Genomic DNA, 21332 nt, shown 5'->3' with positions numbered 1-21332 from the left:
TACGGAACCTGGTCTAGGCTTGTCCCGCAGGGTTGGGGAACCGGGGGTGGCGCGCGCACGTCGCATCCCTGGTGACAGGGAGGGCCAGTGGACGGTTCGCATTCGGGGTTTCACGTCGACGACGGCGCGTACACGCGGTACGCGCGCGAAGTCGACCCGCTCGGTGAAGACGTCAAAGGCGCGGCCGACAAGCACGTCGGCCCGCACGTGACGCTCGGTGGCCACGGCTTCTCGGAGATGGGCGGCGAGTCCGGCTTCTCCGGCGCCTATACCGGCCGGATGCGGGCGCTGCAGGAGAAGCTGCACCGCGTCGGCGGTGGCTGGAGCCGGATGGGTGACGCCGCCCGCCAGACCGACCGCAACTACGCCGGTGTCGAGGCCGAGCACGGCGACGTCGTCCGGCGGCTTGGGACGGACCTCACGTGACCGAGCACGCCGACCTGCTCGTCCGGCACGGCCTGGACACCACGAACCAGTTCGCGGACAAACTGCGCCACGACCCGGCCGCGATCAGCGGCGCACGCGACGGGCACGTCGCGCTGCAGACGTCGATGGGCAAGACCCACGACACCGCGTCGGCGCAGCGCGTCAACCTGACTTCGGCCAGTTCCGGCTCGACGACCGACCGCGCCACCGCGACGTCCAAGAGCCTGGAGCAGGAAGTCCAGGACCTGCTCGACGAGAGCGCCGAGATCGAGAGGGCCGTCGCCGAGGCGGCCGAGACGCTGAACCTGGGCCAGATCAAGAACGACCAGGTCCGCGACCAGATCATCAAGGAGATCTCGGCGTCGATGAAGGCGCTGGCGGCGGTCAAGAGCATCCAGCCGCCGGAGAGCCGCGGCGCCGCGTCGCGCGACATCCTGATGAAGCTGCAGACCAAGATCAGCCAGCTGACCGGCCAGGCCGCGACGTTCAGCGAGCAGACCATCAACCAGCTCACCGACATCGGCACCAAGCTCGGTGGCCCGGAACAGACGACGTCGGCGAGCAGCGCGTCCGACACCAAGGTCGGCCAGTCCTTCAACAGCAACAGCGGGTACTCCGGCGGCGGCTCCGATGGCGGGGGCGGCGGCGGTGGGGGAGGCGGCGGCGGTGGTGGCGGCGCCGTGCACAAGCCGCGGCTGCCGGTCGCGGTCCCGCCGCAGCCCGGCACCGGCGTCGGCATCAACCTGCCCGGCGGCAAGACCGTCATGGCGCCCAACGAAACCGCCGCGAAGGCCGTGCGCAACGCGCTTTCCCAGCTGGGCGTGCCGTACGTCTGGGGTGGCACCGCGCGCGGCCAGGGCCTCGACTGCAGCGGCCTGACCATGACGTCGTACCAGGACGCGGGCCTGCAGTTGCCGCGGACGGCGGCGCAGCAGACGGTCGGCGCCGAGGTGCCCTCGATCGACCAGCTGCTGCCCGGCGACCTGGTCGTCTGGTCCGGGCACGTGGCGATGGTGATCGGCGACGGCCAGATGGTCGAGGCCGGCGACCCGGTCCAGATCAGCAAGATCCGCACCACGAACGCGGGACAGTCGTTCATCGGGTTCTACCGGCCGACGGGGTAACTTCGCACAGTGGCTGACTTCGACATGGACCTGGCCGCGTCCCGCGTCGCCGAGCAGGCGGACCGCGCGGGCGCGGAGGCTTCCGCGCGCTTCGAGCGCTCGGGCCCGGTGGTGGGCAAGGCGGCCTCCGGCGACGGCGCCATCGAGGTCCAGGTCGCGCCCGGCGGGCTGCTGACGGGCCTGACGATCCACCGCTCCGCGCTGCGGCACGGGTCGTCGGTGATCGCCGACCAGATCCTCGAGCTGGCCCAGCGCGCGACCCGCCGCGCGGGCGACCGGATGTACCACGCGCTGGCCCCGGTCGTGGACGCGTCGCAGCTGGAAACCCTGGGCTACGAACCGATCCCGGACGACGACCCGGACGCCGAGTCCGTCTCCTACGGAAGGTGAGCGCGATGCCCACGACGCGTCAGCTGATTTCCCAGGCCCGGGCGCGCGAAGAGGCGCTGGCCAAGGTGGACGAGCTGCTCGCTTCGGCGTCCGGCACGGCCCACGACCTCGACGGCCAGGTCGAGGTGACGGTCGACGCCCGCGGCAAGCTCCTGCGGGTGTGGCTGGCGCCGTCGGCGGTGAACCTGGGTGAGCGTCTCGGGCCGTTGGTGGTGGAGATCGCCCAGGCGGCCATGCGCGAGGCGACCCAGGACGGCTACAACAAGGTCGCGCTGCTGCTGGGCGAGGACATGACGTTCATGATCGAGCAGATGACGGGCCTGCCCGCGCCGGCCCGAGCCGAGGACGACGACCCGGGCATGACGGTGGAGGAGTTCCAGCGGCTGCGCGAGGAACGCCTCGGCTCCGCTCCTCCCGCAGCTGCTGCTCCTGCTCCCGCTTCGAGTGTCGAGGACGAGGACGCGTACTGGGACACGTTCGACCCGGCTTCCCTGCGCTCGGACCGCTGACCGGTTCCGAGCAGCCCCCGTTTTCCACGCTACCGCCGGCCACCGACAGTTCCGCTCGGCTGGGCGGTGGAGGTGGCGCCGTCCAGGGATGGCGGACCGAACCTCCCGGCGTCAGCTCGCTGACCGTCGTGCGCTTCGCCGCGTCCTCGTCCGTGAGGCCGCGGACCGGGATCGGCAGCCGTGGCCGGTCAGTTCACGACCGGAACCGTGGCTCCGGCGGGGACCGCGGCGTGGCCGGCAGCTGCACGGAGACGTCCAGTGACGGCAGCGAAGCCACGTCCTCGTCGGTCGCGGCGGCCACGGACGCGTAGGCCGAAAGCCACGAGGACAGTGTTCCGCTCATCGAGTACTGATCGACGTCCAGCATTCCCTCGGGGAGCGAGCCGTCGGCGGAACGCAGGACCTGCGGCCACCTGCGTTCGCCCGTCGCCAGGTGGCGGACCGAACCTCCCGGCGTCAGCTCGCTGACCGTCGTGCGCTTCGCCGCGTCCTCGTCCGTGAGGCAACGGACCGGGATCGGCAGCCATGGCCGGTCGGTTCACGACCGGAACCCGCAGTCCCGGTGAGTGGCAACCGAGATCGCCCAGAGGTCTGGACCAGCTGCCGATATATATGCATTAATTCAAGGCGTGAATTTTGGTCTCTCGACGAGGAGGACCCGGATGGGTCTCGGACGCGGACTGGCCATCGGCACACTGGCCGTCGGGCTGCTGGTGACGTCGGAAACCCCCGCCCTCGCCGGGAACGGCCCGGCGTACAAGGACTCCTGGCGGCCCGTCAAGGTCCGGGTGGCCGATCTGCTCGGCCGCATGTCGCTCGACGACAAGCTCGGCCAGATGATGCAGGCCGAACGCCTCGGCGTGAAATCCCCGGCCGACGTCACGACCGGCAGGCTCGGCTCGCTGCTCTCCGGCGGCAGCTCGCAGCCGACGCCGAACACGCCCGTCACCTGGGCCGACATGTACGACGGCTTCCAGAAGGCCGCGCTCGCGACGCCGCTGGGCATCCCGCTCGTCTACGGTGTCGACGCCGTCCACGGCCACAACGGCGTCTACGGCGCGACCGTCTTCCCGCACAACATCGGCCTCGGCGCGTCGCGCGATCCGCGGCTGGTCCAGAAGATCGGGCGCGCCACCGCGGAAGAGGTCTCCGGCACCGGCATCGACTGGGACTTCGCGCCCTGCCTGTGCGTCGCCCGCAACGACCGCTGGGGCCGCACCTACGAGTCGTTCGGCGAGGTCCCACAGCTGGCCACCGAGATGTCGACCGTCATCACCGGCTTGCAGGGAACGAGACTCGACCAGCCCGGTTCGGTCATGGCCACCGCCAAGCACTACGTCGGCGACGGCGGCACGACCGGCGGCGTCAACGAGGGCAACACCGAGATCAGCGAGCAGGAACTGCGCGCGGTCCACCTGCCGCCGTTCAAGGCCGCCGTCGACCGCGGGGTCGGCTCGGTGATGATCTCCTACAGCAGCTGGAACGGCGTCAAGATGCACGCCGGCTCGTACCTGATCAACGACGTCCTCAAGAAGGAACTGGGCTTCAAGGGGATCGTCGTCTCGGACTACAACGGCGTCGACAAGATCGACGGCAAGACCGGCTTCACCCCGGAAGAGGTCGAGGCCTCGATCAACGCCGGCATCGACATGGTGATGGTGCCGTACAACTGGCAGACGTTCATCGACACGCTGCGCACACTGGTGCAGCAGGGCCGGGTGCCGCTGTCGCGCATCGACGACGCGAACCGCCGCATCCTCACCAAGAAGTTCGAGCTCGGCCTGTTCGAGCACCCGCTGACCGACCGGCGGTTCCTGAAGACCATCGGCAGCAAGGACCACCGCGACCTGGCCCTCCAGGCCGTCCGGGAATCCCAGGTGCTGCTGAAGAACGACCACCACGTGCTGCCGCTCTTGAAGCACGGAAAGATCTTCGTGGCGGGCAAGAACGCGGACGACATGGGTAACCAGTCCGGCGGCTGGACGGTCGGCTGGCAGGGCACCAGCGGTCCGGTCATCCCCGGCACCACGATCCTGCAGGGCATCAGGAGCAGCTCCTCGAAGGTGACCTACGCCAAGGACGGCACGGGGATCGACCAGAGCTACGACGTCGCCGTCGCGGTCGTCGGGGAAACGCCCTACGCCGAAACGAAGGGCGACCGTCCACAAGGGATGGGCCTGGACGACACGGACCTCGCGACGCTGCAGAAGCTGAAGGACTCCGGCGTGCCGACGGTCGTCGTCCTGGTGTCCGGGCGGCCGCTCGACATCGCGGCACAGGTGGGGGACTGGGCCGGGCTCGTCGAGTCGTGGCTGCCGGGCAGCGAGGGCGCCGGTGTCGCCGACGTCCTCTTCGGCGACTACAACCCGACCGGGAAGCTGCCGGTGACCTGGATGCGCAGCGCCGGCCAGCAGCCGATCAACGTCGGCGACGGCCGGCCCGCGCTGTTCCCGTTCGGCTACGGCCTCCACTACTCCCGCCATTGGTGATCGGTCCCCGCCCCCACCGGAAGGAACACGCATGCCGTCCAGAACCCGCCGCCCCCTGATCCGGATATTGGCGTTCTTCGCCGCGCTGCTGGGGCTCAGCCTCGGCAGCCCGGCGGCCCCCGTCGCGCACGCCGCGACGCCGTTCAAAGTGCTCGCCTTCTACAGCGGCACCTACGACGCCGCGCACATCAGCTTCGAAAAAGAGGCCAACGTCTGGTTCCCGCAGCAGGCGGCGGCCAACGGCTTCACCTACACCTCGACGACCAACTGGAACCAGCTGACGTCCATCACCCCGGACCAGTACCAGGTCGTGCTGTTCCTCGACGACCAGCCGCAATCGCAGGCGCAGTTCCAGGGCTTCCAGCGGTACATGCAGGCCGGCGGCGGGTTCTACGGCTTCCACGTCACGGCCTACAACGACAGCTCGACGCCGTCGTACGCCAACTGGTTCCACAACGACTTCCTCGGCACCGGCCGGTTCACCACGAACACGTGGGGCCCGACGCCGGAGACGCTGAAGATCGAGAACCGCACGCACCCGTCGACGGTGAACCTGCCGGCGACGATCAGGTCCTCGACGTCCGAGTGGTACGCCTGGCAGAACGACCTGCGCCAGAACAGCAACATCACCATCCTGGCGTCGATGGACCAGTCCACGTTCCCGATCGGCACCGACCCGAGCCAGACCTGGAACAGCGGGTACTACCCGATTTCGTGGACCAACAAGAACTACAAGATGATCTACTCGAACTTCGGCCACAACGCGATGAACTACGACACGAACACCGCGCTGTCGTCGACGTTCGAGAGCGCCGACCAGAACCGGTTCCTGCTCGACGGCCTCAAGTGGCTCGGTGGCGGCGGCACGACCACCCCGCCGCCGGACGGCTCGATCGACCCGTCGGCCTGGTACGCCGTGTCGAACAAGGCGAACGGCAAGTGCGTCGACGCGCGGGCCGCGGCCAGCGCCAACGGCACCGTGATCCAGCAGTACGCCTGCAACGGCACCACGGCGCAGCAGTTCCAGTTCGCGCCGACCAGCGGCGGGTACGACCGGATCAACAACCGGAACAACGCCGCCCAGGTCATCGACGTCGCGAACGTGGCGACGACCGACAACGCCGGCCTGCAGCTGTGGGCCTACGGCGGCGGTGACAACCAGCAGTGGCAGCCGGTGTCGGAAGGCAGCGGGTACTACCACTTCGCCGTCCGGCACACGGGCAAGTGCCTGACCGTGCCGGCATCGTCCACAGCGGACAGTGTCCAGCTGGTCCAGTCGACGTGCAACGGCAGCGCGGCGCAGTCGTTCAAGGTCGGCTAGAGGGAAAGTCCGTGAAGGCCACCTTGAGGGACTCAGAGTCCCTCAAGGTGGCCTTCACGGACTTCAGCGCCAGGTGGCCTGGAGGCGGATGACCAGGACGGCCAGGGTGAGCAGCGCGACGGCCAGGAGTGCGCCCGCCGAGCGGGTGGTGTCGCGGGCGCCCCAGGCCAAGGCCGCGGGGAGGATCGCCAAGGAAGTGAGCAGGTAGGCGACGTGCGTGCCGGGTTCCGCCGGGTGGTGAGCGGAGGCCAAGCCGGCGATCGCTTGGGCGAGCAGGGCCAGTTCGATCAGGACGGCCAGTGGGCGCCAGGGTGGCCAGCGGTAGCGGCCGAGCGCCGCGGTGACCAGGGCGAAGACGCCAGCGAGCAGGCAGAGCATCGTCGTCGCGAAGGCCAGGGGCTCGATCACGCCCGGCGTGCTTTGCGGCGACGGCGTTTCGTGCCCAGCCGGAAGAGCCACGTCGAGATGCCGGTGAGCATCAGCGCCAAGGGCGCCAGGCCGAGGACGACCCAGACGAGCCGCCACCAGCCGTCGACGAGCCAGCCGAAGTGCGCGGCCTCGAAGACCTTGCTGTAGAAGCGGTTCGCCGTCGGTTCCGGTGTCGCGTCCACAGAGGACACGTGGGTGGCGTCGTGGCTGTCGACGTACACCGTGCGGTCGCCGCCGAAGAACGCGCGGGCGCCGTAGGGCTGGTAGCCGTCGTCCGCGATCGACACCGAGTAGTAGTCCGTGCCTACGGCTGGCGGGACGAGGTAGCGGACGGTGCCGGGAGACGCGGCCAGCGCGGCCGACGACGCCTGGTCGATGCCGATCTCCGGGGTGCCGGGCGCGGCCGGGTTCGCCGTGAAGCTGTATTTCGCCTCGTCCGGCGTGGTGCCGCCGGTGATCGCGAGCCACGCGTTTTCCACCGGCGGCAGGTAGAAGGCGGCGCCGGTGACGCCCCACATCAGCACGAACGGCACCGACACGAGGCCGATCACGTTGTGCAGGTCGTAGTCGCGCGCGAAGCGGCCCTTGCCGAGCCGGACGCGGAAGCCGTGCGAGAACTTCTTGAAGCCCGGCCACCAGACGACGATCCCGGTGATCGCCAGCAGGATCATCAGCAGCCCGAGGACGACCAGGATCAGCAGGCCCCAGTTGGTGCCGGGCGGCCAGGCGAAGCCGATCGACGGCACCGGCGCGGCCAGCCACGAGACGTACCCGGGGTCGTCTTTGCAGGTGAACGCGCAGTCGTGCAGGTTCGTCAGCCAGCCCATGACGCCGTCGGTGAGCTTCTGCGGCCCGGTGATGTGCCCGCTGCCGGGGTCGACGGCGTACGCCGTGGTGTAGTCGGCGTCGCCGACGGCGATGATCCCGCCGTCGTTGCTCACCCAGGCCGCGGCGAACTCCGGGTGCGCCTGCTTGACGAGGTCGCGCGCCTGCTGCGGGCCGAGCGGGTGCGCGCTCTCGGTGTGCGCGTAGAAGTCGCCGTGCGTGGCCCGGAAGTACTCGGCGCGGTAGAGCAGGATGACGCCGGCGGTGGTCTCGAGGACCAGCAGCAGCCCGAGCACCAGCGACGTCCACCGGTGCGTGACGACCAGCGCGCGTCGTACGGGCTTGCGCCGGTACCAGCGCCGTACCGCGCGTTTGGTGGATCGGTCCTGGTCAGAGCAGGTGCTTCGGCAGTCATGACGTCCCCCGGGCTTCGTGAAGATCGAAGTGAGGTTAGCCTTGCTTAACCTTGATTGTCTTCCGTCCTTCGGTGGATGTGCGGCGAGTCACCGCGGCACTAACATGAAGTTCCTTCATGAATGGGGAAGCGATGCGGCGCAGCTCAGTCCTCGTGGTCCTGACGGTGCTCGCGGGTCTTCTCGCGGGGACGTCGCCGGCGGTCGCCGTCACCCAGCCGTTCTTCTGGGGTGTCGCGACCTCGGGTTACCAAGCGGAGGGTTCGGCACCCGACAGCAACTGGCGCCGCTACGAGCAGGCGAAGACGTCGTCGATCAAGGAGCCCTACCGCGAGTCCGTCGACTTCCGGCACAACTATGTGGCGGACATCGACCGCGCGAAGCAGCTCGGCGTGAACGTGTTCCGCTTCAGCGTCGAGTGGGCCCGGATCGAACCCCGCCCGGGCCAGGTCGACGAGACCGAGCTGGCGTACTACGACGACGTCGTCCGGCACGTCCTCGACGCCGGGATGCGGCCGATGATCACCCTCGACCACTGGGTCTACCCCGGCTGGGTCGCCGACCAGGGCGGCTGGGACAGCGACCGCACGGTCGACGCCTGGCTGGCCAACGCCCGCCGCGTCGTGGACCGCTACAAGGGCCTCGGCGCGCTGTGGATCACGATCAACGAACCGACCGTCTACTTGCAGAACGAGACCGCCAACGGCGGGCTCGCCGGGTGGAAGCTGCCGTGGGCGCAGGCCCGGCTGGTGCGCGTCCACCGTGCCGCGTACGACCTGATCCACCAGCTGGACCCGGGCGCGCTCGTGTCCAGCAACACCGCGTACGTCCCGGCGGTGCAGGGGGTGCTGGACGCGTCGTTCCTCGACCAGGTGCGCGACAAGCTCGACTTCGCCGGCCTGGACTACTACTACGGCGCGAGCCTCGACAACCTCAGCGCGATCCACGCGGCGAGTGGTGAGTTCTGGAAGGTGACGCCGCAGCCGGACGGGATCTACTACGCGCTGCGGTACTACGCGCGGAAGTTCCCGGGGCTGCCGCTGTACGTCGTCGAGAACGGCATGCCGACCGACAACGGCAACGCGCGCCCGGACGGCTACACGCGCTCGGACCACCTGCGTGACCACATCTACTGGGTGCAGCGCGCGAAGGCCGACGGCATGAACGTGATCGGCTACAACTACTGGAGCCTCACCGACAACTACGAGTGGGGCAGCTACCAGCCGCGCTTCGGTCTGTACACAGTGGACGCCGCCACCGACCCGTCACTGACTCGGCGCCCGACGGACGCGGTCACGACGTACCGCCAGCTGATCGACGGCCACGGCGTCCCGGCCGGCTACACGCCGGTCCGGCCGCCGGGCTTCTGCTCGCTCGTCGACGGCCTGGGCAGCTGCCTCGACCCGGCCCGCTACCCAGGCCCCCTGGCCCCGCTTAGCTGACCCCACCTGCCACTTGTGTAACAAAAAGCCGAGCTTTCGCTAGGAAAGATGCGTCTTCTGGGCTTGATAAATACATGCCGGTCTGTATGTTTGTTGCATGGCGAACAAGGTGTACGTCGTCGGTGTCGGGATGACGAAGTTCGAGAAGCCGGGCCGGCGCGAGAACTGGGACTACCCGCAGATGGCGAAGGAGTCCGGGACCCACGCCCTCGAGGACGCCGGGCTCGGGTACGACGCCGTCGAGCAGGCCTACGTCGGGTACGTCTACGGCGAGTCGACGTCCGGGCAGCGCGCCGTCTACGAGCTGGGCATGACCGGGATCCCGGTGCTCAACGTCAACAACAACTGCTCCACCGGCTCGACCGCGTTGTACCTGGCCGCGGAGGCGATCCGCGGCGGTCGCGCGGACTGCGTGCTGGCGCTGGGCTTCGAGAAGATGAAGCCGGGTTCGCTCGGGTCGACGTTCGACGACCGCGAGCAGCCCATGGGCCACCACATGCAGGCGCTCGCCGAGATCTCCGAGGTGCTGTTCCCGCCCGCGCCGTGGATGTTCGGCGCCGCCGGCCGCGAGCACATGAAGGCGTACGGCACGACCGCCGAGCACTTCGCGAAGATCGGCGAGAAGAACCACCGGCACTCGGTGAACAACCCGTACGCGCAGTTCCAGGACGTCTACTCGCTCGACGACATCCTCGCGTCGCGGATGATCTACGACCCGCTGACCAAACTCCAGTGCTCACCGACGTCCGACGGCTCCGGCGCGGCGATCCTCGCGAGCGAGGCCTTCGTGGAGACGAACGGCCTGGCCGAGCGGGCCGTCGAGATCGTCGGGCAGGCCATGACCACCGACTTCCGCAGCACCTTCGACGGCAGCGCGAAGAACATCGTCGGCTACGACATGACGCGCCAAGCGGCACGCCAGGTGTACGACCAGGCCGGACTGGGGCCCGCCGACTTCCAGGTCATCGAGCTGCACGACTGCTTCTCAGCCAACGAACTCCTGACTTACGAAGCACTCGGCCTCTGCGACGAGGGTGACGGCGGTTCGCTCGTCGATTCCGGAGCCACGACGTACGGCGGCAAGTGGGTGGTCAACCCGTCCGGCGGCCTGATCTCGAAGGGACACCCGCTCGGCGCGACCGGCCTCGCCCAGTGCGCCGAACTGACCTGGCAGCTGCGTGGCGACGCCGACAAGCGCCAGGTCGACGGCGTGCAAGCCGCGCTGCAGCACAACATCGGACTCGGTGGCGCCGCCGTCGTCACCGCCTACCAGCGAGCCTAGGAGAGACATGGGCCAGATCACCGCGTCCGTCGAACTGCCCGCCACGCCGGACAAGGTGTGGGCGGAGTTCTCGAACCCGAACAACTTCGAGAAGTGGCTGACCATCCACACCAAGTGGAAGGGCGACGTCCCGGCCGAGTTCGCGCAGGGTGCCCAGGTGTCCGAGGTCGTCACGATGCTCGGCATGGCGAACACGATCACGTGGACCGTCGACGAGTACGACGCGCCGCACAAGCTGGTCATCTCCGGGACCGGGATGGCCGGGGTGAAGATCCGGTTCGCGCTGTCGGTGGCAGCGGCCGGTGCCGGCTCGGCGGCTTCGATCGAGGCCGAGTTCACCGGCCAGATGATCGTCGGGGCGCTCGGCAAGGCCGTCGAGAAGGACGGCAAGAAGAACCTCGACGAGTCCCTCGAGAAGTTCAAGGCCCTGGTCGCATGAAGTTCGACGCCACCGGGCTGGACAAGTGGACCGAGCCCGTGACGTTCGACGTCACGCGCGAGCGGCTCGTCGAATACGCCCTTGCCGCCAACGATCCGATCCCGGCGCACCGCGCGGGCGACGTCGCGAGCCCGGTGTTCGCGATCGTGCCGGTGTTCCAGTCGCTGCTGGAACCGGCCCTCGAAGTCGTGCCGACGTCGCTGTTCGGCAAGGTGCTGCACGGCGAGCAGGACTTCCGCTTCCACCGCCCGATCCGGTCCGGTGATTCGTTGGTGTCGCGGGCCAAGATGACCGGGTTCGAAGGCCTGCCGAAGGGCACCCGTGCGACGGTCTACCTGGAATGCACTTCGGGTGGCGAGCTGGTCAACGAGCAGTACGTGACGTTCTTCGTCCGCGGTTTCGACGCCGGCGAGAAGCAGGGGGTGCTCGGCCCTGGTCACCGCTTCGACGACGCGTTGCGTGCTTCGTCGCCGGTCGCGAAGGTCAGCCAGCACGTCGACGACGACCAGACGTTCCGCTACGGCCCGGCCGCCGGCGACCCGATGCCGATCCACCTCGACGAAGACGTCGCTCGTGCCGCAGGATTACCGGGGATCATCGCGCACGGCCTCTGCACCATGGCGTTCACGTCGTGGGCGCTGCTGACGGAGGTCGCGGGGTCCGATGTGGACAGCCTTCGCCGGCTCGCCGTGCGGTTCGCGTCGCCCGTGTTACCGGGCCAGGACCTCTCGACGTCGATCTGGGACGCGGGTTCCGGCACCTTCGCCTTCGAAACCACCGTAGGGGACAAGGTCGTCGTCAAGGACGGCCTCGCCGAGATCGGAGACAGCTGATGGGTGCACTCGACGGGCGCGTCGCGCTGATCACCGGCGCGGGCCGCGGGATCGGGCGGGAGCACGCGCTGTTGTTCGCCCGCGAGGGCGCGCGGGTGGTCGTCAACGACCTCGGCGGTGACAACGACGGGAGTGGTTCCTCTTCCGGGCCCGCTTCCGACGTCGTCGCGGAGATCCGTGAGCTGGGCGGGGAGGCGGTGGCCAACACGTCGAGCGTGACGTCGTGGGCGGGCGCGTCGGAACTGGTCGACCAGGCCGTTGCGGAGTTCGGGCAGCTCGACGTCGTGGTGAACAACGCGGGCATCCTGCGCGACGCGTTTGTCGCCGGGATCACCGAGCAGCAGTGGGACGACGTCATCGCGGTGCACCTCAAGGGCCACGCGGCGGTGCTGCACCACGCGGCGGCGTACTGGAAAGCCCAGTCGAAAGCGGGTACGCCGGTCGCGGCGGCAGTGGTCAACACGGCGTCCGCGTCCGGGGTGACGCTGCCGAACGCGGGCCAGGTCAACTACGGCGCGGCGAAGGCGGGCATCGCGGCGATGACCCTGGTCGCGGCGGCGGAGCTGGAGCGGTACGGGGTGCGCGTCAACGCCATCGCCCCGATCGCGCGGACCAGGCTGACACTGGCGACCCCGGGCATGGGCGCGATCTTCGCGGCGCCGGTCTCCGAAGGCGAGTTCGACGCGTTCTCGCCGGCGAACATCTCGCCGCTGGTGGCGTATCTGGCTACCGAAAAGTGCGCTCTGACGGGGAAGGTGTTCGCGGTGCAAGGCGGCGCGATCTCGGAACTGGCCGGCTGGCACGACGTCAAGGTCATCGAGACCGAAGGCCCGTGGGCGATCGACGACATCGCGGTGAGGCTGCCGTGATCGAGTGGTCCGAGACGGACCTGCTGGTCCGCGACTCGATCCGCGAGTTCATCACGAAGGAGATCCGCCCGCAGCTGGATCTTCTCGAGAGTGGTCAGCTGCCGCCGTACGACATCATCCGGAAGCTGTTCAAGGCATTCGGGCTGGATGTTCTCGCCGCTGAAGCGGTCTCCCGGGTCTTGTCTCCGTCGTCCTCCGGCTCGTCTTCCTCATTGGGCGGCCAGGAGACGTTGGCGCTGATCGCGATCAGCGAGCTGGCCGGAGTGAGCCTGGGCATCGTGGCTTCTCTCGGAGTTTCGCTGGGCCTGACCGCGGCGACGATCCTGGCGAAGGGGTCTCAGGCGCAGAAGGAACGCTGGCTGCCGGGCTTGGCGACGTTCGAGAAGATCGGCGCGTGGGCGATCACGGAACCGGACTCGGGGTCGGACGCGTTCGGCGGCATGCAGACCACGGTCCGTCTTTCTGGTGACGAATATGTGCTGAACGGCCATAAGACGTTCATCACGAACGGCCCGCACGCGGACGTCGTGGTCGTCTACGCGAAGCTGGACGACGGGTCGCCGCCGCGCGACCGGCCGGTGCTCGCCTTCGTGCTGGATCGCGGCATGCCGGGGTTCGTGCAGGGCAAGGCGTTCAAGAAGATGGGCATGATGTCGTCCCCGACGGGCGAGCTGTTCTTCTCCGACGTCCGGTTGGGCGCGGACCGCCTGCTGTCGTCGTCGGGTTCGTCGGACGCGCGGGAAAGCTTCGCGGCCGAGCGCGTCGGCGTGGCGGCGTTGTCGCTCGGGATCATCAACGAATGCCAGCGGCTGTGCGTCGCGTATGCGAAATCGCGGAAGCTGTGGGGTCAGGAGATCGGCCGGTTCCAGCTGATCCAGCTGAAGCTGGCGAAGATGGAGGTGGCGCGGCTGAACGTCCAGAACATGGTGTTCCAGACGGTGGCCAAGCTGCGGGCGGGCAAGCGCCCATCGCTGGCCGAGGCGTCGGCGATGAAGCTGTACTCGTCGGAGGCCGCGACGGAGGTGGCGATGGAGGCGGTGCAGCTGTTCGGCGGCAACGGGTACATGGCGGAGTACCGGGTGGAGCAACTGGCGCGGGACGCGAAGTCGCTGATGATCTACGCGGGGAGCAACGAGATCCAGGTGACCCACATCGCGAAGGCCCTGCTGGCCTGACCGGGTCGTGAGTGGTAATTCGGGTTCTGACCCGAATTACCACTCACAACCGTCAGTCGCGCTCGATGAGGTGGCCCACCACGTCCGGGCCGGGGTGCGCGTGACCCGAGCCGTCGCGGCGGACGTCCACTTCCGGCAGCTCCACCGGGTCGCCGTTGCGGGCTGAACCCGCCGGCCGCGGGCCGATCCAGGCCACCCGCAACTCCGTCTCGCCCTTCAAGAACCGCTGCGCCCGGACGCCGCCCGTGGCTCGGCCCTTGGCCGGGTACTCGCTGAACGGCGTTACCTTGACGCTCACGCCCGTCGCCGTGATGACCATCGGCTCGCCGTGCTCGTCGTCGTCCGTGCGGACCGCTCCGAAGAAGACCGCCGAACCCGCGCCGACGTTGATGCCCGCCATGCCGCCGCCCTTCAAGCCCTGGGGGCGGACCAGCGACGCCGCGTACTTCAGCAGCGAGGCCTCCGACGTCAGGAACGCCAGCGTCTCCGTGCCGTCCCGCAGCCACGTTGCGCCGACGACCTCGTCGCCGTCCTTCAGCGAGATCACTTCGAACTCGTCCGAGCGGACCGGCCACTCCGGCGAGCACACCTTCACGACGCCGGCTCGCGTGCCCAGCGCCAGGCCCGGGGAGCCCGCCGCCTGCTCGCCCAAAGGCGCAATGCCGACCACCGTCTCGCCCTTCTCCAGCGGGATCAGCTCGCGGGCCGCCATGCCGCCGCGCAGCGAGACCGTGCCCGCTTGCTCCGGGAGGACCGGCAACGGCAGTACGTCCGTCTTGAACGCCCGGCCGCGGCTGGTCACCAGCAGCACCTGGCCACGCGCGGTCGTGTGCACCACCGCCGACACCGCGTCGTGCTTCACCCGGCCGTTGCGCCGGCGTGTCTCCGTCGACTCCTCGGACTCCGCCGCCGTGCGCGCGACCAGCCCGGTCGCCGACAGGATCACCTGGCACGGGTCGTCCGTGACCTCCAGCGGCCCGGACGGCTTCGACGCGGCCAGGACCTCCTTCAGGTCGCCGTCGATCAGCGCGGTGCGGCGCTCGGTCGGGAAGTCCTTCGCGATCTTCGCCAGCTCCGACGAGACGAGCTTCTTCAGCACGGACTCGTCGTCGAGGATCTTGCTCAGCTCCGCGATCTCCTCGCGCAGCCGCTCCTGCTCCGACTCCAGCTCGAGCCGGTCGTACTTGGTCAGCCGGCGCAGCGGGGTGTCGAGGATGTAGGTCGCCTGGATCTCGGAGAGCTTGAAGCGCGTCATGAGGCCGTCCTTCGCGGCCTGCGCGTTCTCGCTCTCGCGGATGAGCTTGATCACCTTGTCGATGTTGAGCAGGGCGATCAGCAGGCCGTCGACCAGGTGCAGCCGCTCTTCGCGCTTGCGGCGCCGGTACTTCGTGCGCCGCGTGACGACCTCGTAGCGGTGCCGGAGGAAGACCTCCAGCAGCTCCTTGAGCCCGAGGGTCTGCGGCTGGCCGTCGACGAGGACCAGGTTGTTGATGCCGAACGACTGCTCCAGCGGCGTCAGCCGGTAGAGGTCGGCCAGCAGGGCCTGCGGGTTGACGCCGACCTTGCACTCGATGACGAGCCGCGTGCCGTTCTCGCGGTCGGTGAGGTCCTTGACGTCGGCGATGCCGGTGAGCCGCTTGGACTTGTTGACCTCGTCGGTGATCTTCTCGATCACCTTCTCCGGGCCGACGCCGTAGGGCAGTTCGGTGACGGTGATCGCCTGCCGCCCGCGGCTGCCTTCGAGGGGCCCGGTCTCGACGTTCGCGCGCATCCGGACGACACCGCGGCCGGTCTCGTACGCGCGACGCACTTCGTCGAGGCCCAGCAGCTTGCCGCCGGTGGGCAGGTCGGGGCCGGGGACGAACTCCATCAGCTTGTCGAGCGTCGCGGTCGGGTGCGTGATCAGCCACCGCGCCGCGGCGACGACCTCGCCGAGGTTGTGCGGGATCATGTTCGTCGCCATCCCGACCGCGATCCCGGACGTGCCGTTGACCAGCAGGTTCGGGAACGCCGCGGGCAGCACGGTCGGCTCTTCGAGCGACCCGTCGTAGTTCGGCCGGAAGTCGACGGTGTCCTCGCCCAGCTCACCGACGAGCTGCATGGCTTCGGGGGACATACGTGCCTCGGTATAACGCGAAGCAGCCGGTCCATCGTCTGGGCTGCCGAAGTTTCCGTGCCCGTCGATCAGCGGCGCGTTCAGGGAGAAGTCCTGCGCGAGGCGGACCATCGCGTCGTAGATCGCGGTGTCGCCGTGCGGGTGGTACTTGCCCATGCAGTTGTGGACGACGAAACCCTCGGCCACGAACTCGTGTGCTTCGGTGCCGACCTGGATGTCGTAGGTGACGTCCGCCGCGACCGGCTCGACCGAAACGACTTTGAGGAACGAGAACCCCTTCAACGCGTCGAGGTTGTCGGCGAGCGGGGAGCCGATCCGGCGCAGTTTGTCGATCCAGCCGTCTTGGCACGCGCGGCCGAGCGGGAACGAGCGGTCGGCCAGCGCGGTGCCGTGCCGGTCCTTGCCGTAACGGACCTCGGCGCCGCTCACCGCCGACAAAGAAGCGCGGAAGGCGTTGCCGTCGGTGTCCCGGAACCAGCCGCCGCCCGTGTGGGCCGCCGAGAATTCGGCCATGACCGCCTTGGCGGGCAGGCGGTCGTTGCCCTGCTTGCCGCCGTAGCCGTAGGCGATCTCGGTGAGCCTTTCCAGCCCGCTCTTCTTGTAGCCGATCTTGGTCCACGGCAGTAGGACGTGGGCCAGCACGGCGGCGTCCGATCCGCTGACGGACAGGCCGAGCAGGGTCTTGTGGCCGTCGGTCTTCGTGTTGCTCCAGTGATGACCGTGGATCCCCAGATCCGCGAGCATCGCGTATACCTGCCGGACGAGCGTTTCGCTCGTGCTGACGTAGACGATCTCCCGGTGGTCCTTGCGGATGTACCCGTCGCCGTCGAAGATTCCGGCGAGGAACGGCGCCCAGGACGGCCGGTTCGCGAGGACTTCCGCCGGGACGGCCTTCGCGTCGCTGAGCGGGCTCCCGGCCGCGAGCAGGCCGTCGTGCCGGGAGAAAGTGAGGATGTGCTGGTCGCGCCAGCCCGGCTTCGCCGCGACGCGGGTTCCCCGGGATACGCCGAGGCCGTTGGTCACCGCCCAGTCGTGCACCACGTCGAGGGGCTCGACGTCGCACATGTGGATCCGGACCCGGCCGTCCGCGTCGCGGTTCCGGTCGACCGCGAAGCCCTCGGCGGTGATCAAGCCGAGGAGGTAGGCGTAGCGATCGCCGCCCGCCGGCCGCTCGTCCCGGCGGGCGTTCCCGTAGGCGACGGTCAGCCGCCCGGTGAGGTCGCGCGCGTCCGTCCAGGTCAAGGTCGAGTCGTCGGCCACGGTCCGGAACCGCTGACCCGGCGTGACGAGCATCGTGTGCCCGTTGGACCAGGTGACACGCACGAGATCGGAAGCCGGGTTTTCGTAGACCTCGGTGACGGGAACGGCTTCACCGCGCCCGTCGAGGACATGGTCGCCGATCTCGATCTCTTCGATCGGCCGCAGTCCGCCCGGGGTCGACACCAGTGCGCCGCGGACGAAGCAGTCCCCGACGACGCGGGACGACTTCACGTACGCGTGCGTGGGCCGGTAACCCTGCTCGTGCATGGAAAAGAGGATCCGGCGGTGCACCGGCTTCAACCCGTCGCGCGCGTCGGGCAGGGCGCGCGAGTGGATGACCGAATACGCGTACTCCAGGTAGGAGTCTTCGATCTCCGTCTTCAGGGAGTTGTCGAAGACGTTCGCACCGGCGGAGTCGAACGCGCTGGGATCGACCTTGGTGGTGGGGCCCTTGCGGCGTGCCACGGCAGAACTCCTTGGTAGCTACGAAAATATCAAGCGTCGATGGCGTCGCGGTCGATCCGGTCCGAGGAGGCGACCAGCCAGTTCCGCCGGGGCTCGACCTTCTCGCCCATCAGCAGTTCCAGCGCGCTCTCGGCGGCTTCGGCGTCGTCCATGGTGATGCGGCGGACCGAGCGGGTGGACGGGTTCATCGTGGTGTCCCACAGCTCGTCGGCGTCCATCTCGCCGAGGCCCTTGAACCGCGGGACCGGCGTGACGATGCTCTTGCCTGCCCGCTCCAGCTGGGCGAACTTCGTCTCCATCTCCTGCTGCGTGAAGGTGAAGTGCGTCTCGGGGTTGCGGCCCTTGGTGACGAGCTTGTGCAACGGCGGCATCGCCGCGTACAGCCGGCCGTCTTCGATCACCGGGCGCATGTACTTGGCGAACAGGGTGATCAGCAGGGTCCGGATGTGCGAGCCGTCGACGTCCGCGTCGGCCATCAGGATCACCCGGCCGTAGCGCATCGTCGTCAGGTCGAACGTGCGGCCGGTGCCCGCGCCCAGGACCTGCACGATCGACGCGATCTCGGCGTTCTTCAGCGTGTCGCCCAGGGACGCCTTCTGGACGTTCAGGATCTTGCCCCGCAGCGGCAGCAGGGCCTGGTACTCCGAGACGCGCGCCATCCGGGCCGACCCGAGCGCGCTGTCGCCCTCGACCAGGAACAGCTCACTGCGCGAGACGCCGGTGGTGCGGCAGTCGACCAGCTTCGGCGGCATCGCAGCGCCTTCCAGCGCGGTCTTGCGCCTCGCGGCGTCCTTCTGCTGCTTCTGGGTGAGCCGGACGCGGGAGGCGTCGACCACCTTCTGCAGCACGACCTTGGCCTCGGACTTGGTCTTGCGGTCCTCGGTCCAGGCCTTGACGTGCTTGTCGACGATGCCCTGGATGACGCGGGTGACGCCGGCGGTGGACAGCTCGTCCTTGGTCTGCGACGTGAACTGCGGCTCCGGCAGCCGGACGTGCACCGCGGCGGTCATGCCCTCGAGGACGTCCTCGATCGTCGGCATGTCCTCCTTGGGCTTGAGCAGACCGCGGGTCTTGGAGATGGCGTCCTGCAACGCCTTCGCCATCGCCCGGTCGAAGCCGCGGCGGTGGGTGCCGCCGTGCACGTTGCGGATCGTGTTGGTGAAGCACTCGACGGTGCGCTCGTAGCCGGTGCCCCAGCGCAGCGCCACCTCGATCTCGGCGCGGCGTTCCACATTGGACTGCATGACGCCCGCCGCGTCCGCCGCGTTCTCCTTGTAGGTGCCCTCGCCGGTGATCAGCAGGGTGCCGCAGACCGGCTTCTCGCCCGAGGGGGTGAGGAAGTCGACCATGTCCACCAGCCCGTGCGGGAAGTGGAACGTCTCCTCGTTGATCGTGTCCTCGATCGCCGTGCGCAGCACGTACGTGACGCCCGGCACGAGGAACGCGGTGTTGCGCAGCTTCGCCCGCACGCCCTCGATGTCCAGCGCCGCGCCGGACTCGAAGTAGCGCGCGTCGTACCAGTAGCGGATCGACGTGCCGCTGCGCTCGCCGCGCTTCATCTTGCCGACGATGTTCAGCCCGGAGTGGCGGGTGAACTTCGCTTTCGGGCCGGGCGCGTCGAAGGTGCCGGGGACGCCGTGCTTGAACGACATCTGGTGGACCTTGCCGTTCTGCTTCACCGTGACGTCGAAGCGGTGCGACAGGGCGTTGACCGCCGAGGCGCCGACGCCGTGCAGGCCGCCGGAGGTCTTGTAGCCGGAGCCGCCGAACTTGCCGCCGGCGTGGAGCCGGGTCAGTACCAGCTCGACGCCGGACAAACCGGACTTGGCGTGGGTGTCGGTCGGGATGCCGCGGCCGTCGTCGTCGACCTGGACGCTGCCGTCGGCGTGCAGCGTGACGACGATCCTGGTCGCGTGGCCGGCGGCACCTTCGTCCGTGGAGTTGTCCACCACCTCGGAGAAGAGGTGGTTGATACCACGGCTGTCGGTGGAGCCGATGTACATCCCGGGGCGTTTGCGGACGGCTTCGAGACCCTCGAGATGCGTCAGGTCATCGGCCCCGTACAAGGTCTCGGCAGTCACAGGGTCGTTCTCCCGGATCGTGGCTCGCGAAGGTTCTGGTGGGTGCGGACTCGGCCTGCACCGTACTGCAGGATATCCGCCCACCCCGACAACTTCCGCGCGCTCCGTCCCCGGAGTGGCGAGCGCCGTCCGCTAGCGGGGGTCGAAACCCAGGTCGGGCCACAGGCTGAGCACGGCTTCGATCTTCCGCGGGACCTGGAAGCTGTTCCGGAAGTTCGGCTTCTCGCCGATCGTGGCGAGCCCCTTGCGCAGGTCCCCGAACGCCGGCCTCGCCTCGGTCTCGCGCGTCAGGATGTAGCAGTACGTGCGACGCGGGTAGGCGTACTCGTCGATGTAGGCGTGCAGCACGAGGCCGGGGGCCTCGATCCGCGACCCGACGAGCGCCCGGCCCTGCTTCTGGCTGTAGACGCGGACCACGTGGACGCCGGCGCGCAGCGTGCGCGGCGGGTCCTGGCCCTGGCCGTCGTCGGCCCAGAACAGCTCGACGCGGAACGGCGATTCGCCGTCGTCGCCGGGGTGGGTGTGGTCGCGGGCCAGCTCTTCGAGGCGGTACTCGGCCTCGGCCGACGGCTCGCCGCCTTCGACGAGGCTCACCAGGTACAGCTCGGCCGGGCGCGGCCACGACGGCCGGGGGACGTCGGTCGCCGCCGGGGTGCCGGTGGTCTCGGGAGTCTCGGGCGTGTCGGCGGTTTCCGGCTCGGTCTCGCCGGCGAGGGCCGGTGCCGCAACCGGTTCCGGCGCCGGGGGTGCCGGCGGCGGGGCGACCGGGGGCGCCGGGCGCACCGGCGTGACCGGTGGTGCCGGGCGGACCGGGGACGGCGGGGGTGTGGCGGCCGCCGGGCGGACCGGCGTCACCTGCCGGGTCGTGACGACCGGCCGGGCCGCGGGCGTGCGGGCCGGCGTCGCCGGACGCGCCGGGGTGACCAGCTTCCCGGCGCCGTACTGCTCCAGGAGCGGCTCCAGGTCACCGGCGGTGAGCGAGGGCCCGGCCAGGTCGGCCCATTCGAGCCAGGCCTCCTGAGCCTCCTCCACAGTGTGCTTCTCCGTCGAGAGCGTGACGGCCTCGAACAGCTGCCGCGGCCCGGCGGCGGTGACGTCGGCCGAGCCGACCACCACGAACGCCGGGTCGTCCTCGGCGATCACCAGCTTCGCGTTCAGCCCGCGCAGCGAGTGCACGGCCACGCCGGCCTTCACCCAGTGCAGCAGGGCGTGCGGGCTCGTCGTGCCGGCGAGCACCGAATCCAGGCCCGCGTCCGTGATCAGCGTGTCGCCCGGCTGCAACGGCAGCAGGGCGGCCGCGCCGGGACCCACGTGACCGAAGGCGGCCACCAGGTTCCGGCGTGGGCTGAGCAGTGGGGTGATCGAGGCCCAGATGTCGCGGCCGGTGAGAAGTCGTACCGAACGTTCTGCCAAACCCAGCCGAGCGAACTCCGCGTCCATGCCT

18 protein-coding genes are annotated in these 21332 nt (G+C 69.2%); 12 read left to right on the top strand and 6 right to left on the bottom strand.

The genetic code is table 11. The features are described 5' to 3' along the window. The first annotated feature begins 87 nt into the window (after positions 1-87). The 4 genes from OG494_RS30350 to OG494_RS30335 are packed head-to-tail and all read left to right on the top strand — an operon-like array spanning position 88 to position 2449. On the top strand, positions 88-426 hold the full coding sequence (locus OG494_RS30350) for a hypothetical protein (protein ID WP_328444509.1): 339 nt from the start codon (positions 88-90) through the stop codon (positions 424-426). After that, complete coding sequence (locus OG494_RS30345; RefSeq protein ID WP_328444507.1) at positions 423-1550, top strand: C40 family peptidase; 1128 nt, start codon at positions 423-425, stop codon at positions 1548-1550. The genes OG494_RS30350 and OG494_RS30345 overlap by 4 nt, the downstream gene beginning before the upstream one ends. Before the next feature lie 9 nt (positions 1551-1559). Then, positions 1560-1940 carry a YbaB/EbfC family DNA-binding protein gene (locus OG494_RS30340; RefSeq protein ID WP_328444506.1) on the top strand — a complete coding sequence of 127 codons (381 nt, stop codon included), beginning with the start codon at positions 1560-1562 and terminating at the stop codon, positions 1938-1940. 5 nt (positions 1941-1945) lie between these two features. Further along, the gene (locus OG494_RS30335; protein WP_328444504.1) at positions 1946-2449 is read left to right on the top strand and encodes a YbaB/EbfC family nucleoid-associated protein; all 504 of its coding nucleotides are present in this window, start codon (positions 1946-1948) and stop codon (positions 2447-2449) included. A 193-nt stretch (positions 2450-2642) separates the two neighbouring features. Here OG494_RS30335 and OG494_RS30330 read toward each other — a convergent pair whose 3' ends face one another. After that, complete coding sequence (locus OG494_RS30330) at positions 2643-2966, bottom strand: mycothiol transferase (protein ID WP_328459066.1); 324 nt, start codon at positions 2964-2966, stop codon at positions 2643-2645. 145 nt (positions 2967-3111) lie between these two features. On the opposite strand from OG494_RS30330, the gene OG494_RS30325 reads away from it, so the two are divergent. Further along, a complete protein-coding gene (locus tag OG494_RS30325) occupies positions 3112-4938 on the top strand; it encodes a glycoside hydrolase family 3 protein (RefSeq protein ID WP_328444502.1) in 1827 nt (608 codons plus the stop codon). A 31-nt stretch (positions 4939-4969) separates the two neighbouring features. Next, complete coding sequence (locus OG494_RS30320; RefSeq protein ID WP_328444499.1) at positions 4970-6259, top strand: ThuA domain-containing protein; 1290 nt, start codon at positions 4970-4972, stop codon at positions 6257-6259. A 63-nt stretch (positions 6260-6322) separates the two neighbouring features. Here OG494_RS30320 and OG494_RS30315 read toward each other — a convergent pair whose 3' ends face one another. Together OG494_RS30315 and OG494_RS30310 are read right to left on the bottom strand one after the other, a co-directional pair. Next, on the bottom strand, positions 6323-6667 hold the full coding sequence (locus tag OG494_RS30315; protein ID WP_328444498.1) for a hypothetical protein: 345 nt from the start codon (positions 6665-6667) through the stop codon (positions 6323-6325). Next, positions 6664-7839, bottom strand: a complete 1176-nt coding sequence (locus tag OG494_RS30310; protein ID WP_328459065.1) for a PepSY-associated TM helix domain-containing protein — start codon at positions 7837-7839, stop codon at positions 6664-6666. Before OG494_RS30310 ends, OG494_RS30315 begins: the two co-directional genes overlap by 4 nt. A gap of 221 nt (positions 7840-8060) precedes the next feature. On the opposite strand from OG494_RS30310, the gene OG494_RS30305 reads away from it, so the two are divergent. The 6 genes from OG494_RS30305 to OG494_RS30280 all read left to right on the top strand — a co-directional run bounded on the left by OG494_RS30305 (position 8061) and on the right by OG494_RS30280 (position 13966). Further along, positions 8061-9368, top strand: coding sequence for a family 1 glycosylhydrolase (locus OG494_RS30305; RefSeq protein WP_328444497.1), 1308 nt, complete (start codon positions 8061-8063; stop codon positions 9366-9368). A 97-nt stretch (positions 9369-9465) separates the two neighbouring features. Further along, positions 9466-10650, top strand: a complete 1185-nt coding sequence (locus tag OG494_RS30300) for a lipid-transfer protein (protein WP_328444495.1) — start codon at positions 9466-9468, stop codon at positions 10648-10650. 7 nt (positions 10651-10657) lie between these two features. After that, entirely contained in the window at positions 10658-11089 is a 432-nt protein-coding gene (locus OG494_RS30295) for a type II toxin-antitoxin system Rv0910 family toxin (protein WP_328444493.1), read from the top strand. After that, positions 11086-11922 (top strand): MaoC/PaaZ C-terminal domain-containing protein, encoded by an 837-nt coding sequence (locus tag OG494_RS30290; RefSeq protein WP_328444491.1) that lies wholly within the window; start codon positions 11086-11088, stop codon positions 11920-11922. The genes OG494_RS30295 and OG494_RS30290 overlap by 4 nt, the downstream gene beginning before the upstream one ends. After that, a complete protein-coding gene (locus OG494_RS30285) occupies positions 11922-12791 on the top strand; it encodes an SDR family oxidoreductase (RefSeq protein WP_328444484.1) in 870 nt (289 codons plus the stop codon). The genes OG494_RS30290 and OG494_RS30285 overlap by 1 nt, the downstream gene beginning before the upstream one ends. Beyond that, on the top strand, positions 12788-13966 hold the full coding sequence (locus OG494_RS30280; RefSeq protein ID WP_328444482.1) for an acyl-CoA dehydrogenase family protein: 1179 nt from the start codon (positions 12788-12790) through the stop codon (positions 13964-13966). Before OG494_RS30285 ends, OG494_RS30280 begins: the two co-directional genes overlap by 4 nt. A gap of 52 nt (positions 13967-14018) precedes the next feature. Here OG494_RS30280 and OG494_RS30275 read toward each other — a convergent pair whose 3' ends face one another. From OG494_RS30275 to OG494_RS30265, 3 genes are all read right to left on the bottom strand, one after another. After that, positions 14019-17807 (bottom strand): DNA topoisomerase (ATP-hydrolyzing), encoded by a 3789-nt coding sequence (locus OG494_RS30275; protein WP_328444480.1) that lies wholly within the window; start codon positions 17805-17807, stop codon positions 14019-14021. Positions 17808-17836: 29 nt separating this feature from the next. After that, entirely contained in the window at positions 17837-19888 is a 2052-nt protein-coding gene (locus OG494_RS30270; RefSeq protein WP_328444478.1) for a DNA gyrase/topoisomerase IV subunit B, read from the bottom strand. 132 nt (positions 19889-20020) lie between these two features. After that, positions 20021-21328 (bottom strand): hypothetical protein, encoded by a 1308-nt coding sequence (locus tag OG494_RS30265; protein ID WP_328444476.1) that lies wholly within the window; start codon positions 21326-21328, stop codon positions 20021-20023. Between the last annotated feature and the right edge of the window lie 4 nt (positions 21329-21332).

It is taken from the genome of Amycolatopsis sp. NBC_00438, assembly GCF_036026695.1.
GTDB lineage: Bacteria > Actinomycetota > Actinomycetes > Mycobacteriales > Pseudonocardiaceae > Amycolatopsis.
Note: the sequence above shows the minus strand (reverse complement) of the source record. Positions and strands in the feature narration are given on the sequence as shown.

Excerpts from the sequence above, each read along its gene's own strand:
- OG494_RS30335 (WP_328444504.1), top strand. The coding sequence starts at position 1,946 with ATGCCCACGACGCGTCAGCTGATTTCCCAGGCCCGGGCGCGCGAAGAG.
- OG494_RS30265 (WP_328444476.1), bottom strand. The coding sequence starts at position 21,328 with ATGGACGCGGAGTTCGCTCGGCTGGGTTTGGCAGAACGTTCGGTACGA.
- OG494_RS30295 (WP_328444493.1), top strand. The coding sequence starts at position 10,658 with ATGGGCCAGATCACCGCGTCCGTCGAACTGCCCGCCACGCCGGACAAG.
- OG494_RS30300 (WP_328444495.1), top strand. The coding sequence starts at position 9,466 with ATGGCGAACAAGGTGTACGTCGTCGGTGTCGGGATGACGAAGTTCGAG.
- OG494_RS30285 (WP_328444484.1), top strand. The coding sequence starts at position 11,922 with ATGGGTGCACTCGACGGGCGCGTCGCGCTGATCACCGGCGCGGGCCGC.
- OG494_RS30325 (WP_328444502.1), top strand. The coding sequence starts at position 3,112 with ATGGGTCTCGGACGCGGACTGGCCATCGGCACACTGGCCGTCGGGCTG.
- OG494_RS30320 (WP_328444499.1), top strand. The coding sequence starts at position 4,970 with ATGCCGTCCAGAACCCGCCGCCCCCTGATCCGGATATTGGCGTTCTTC.
- OG494_RS30305 (WP_328444497.1), top strand. The coding sequence starts at position 8,061 with ATGCGGCGCAGCTCAGTCCTCGTGGTCCTGACGGTGCTCGCGGGTCTT.
- OG494_RS30290 (WP_328444491.1), top strand. The coding sequence starts at position 11,086 with ATGAAGTTCGACGCCACCGGGCTGGACAAGTGGACCGAGCCCGTGACG.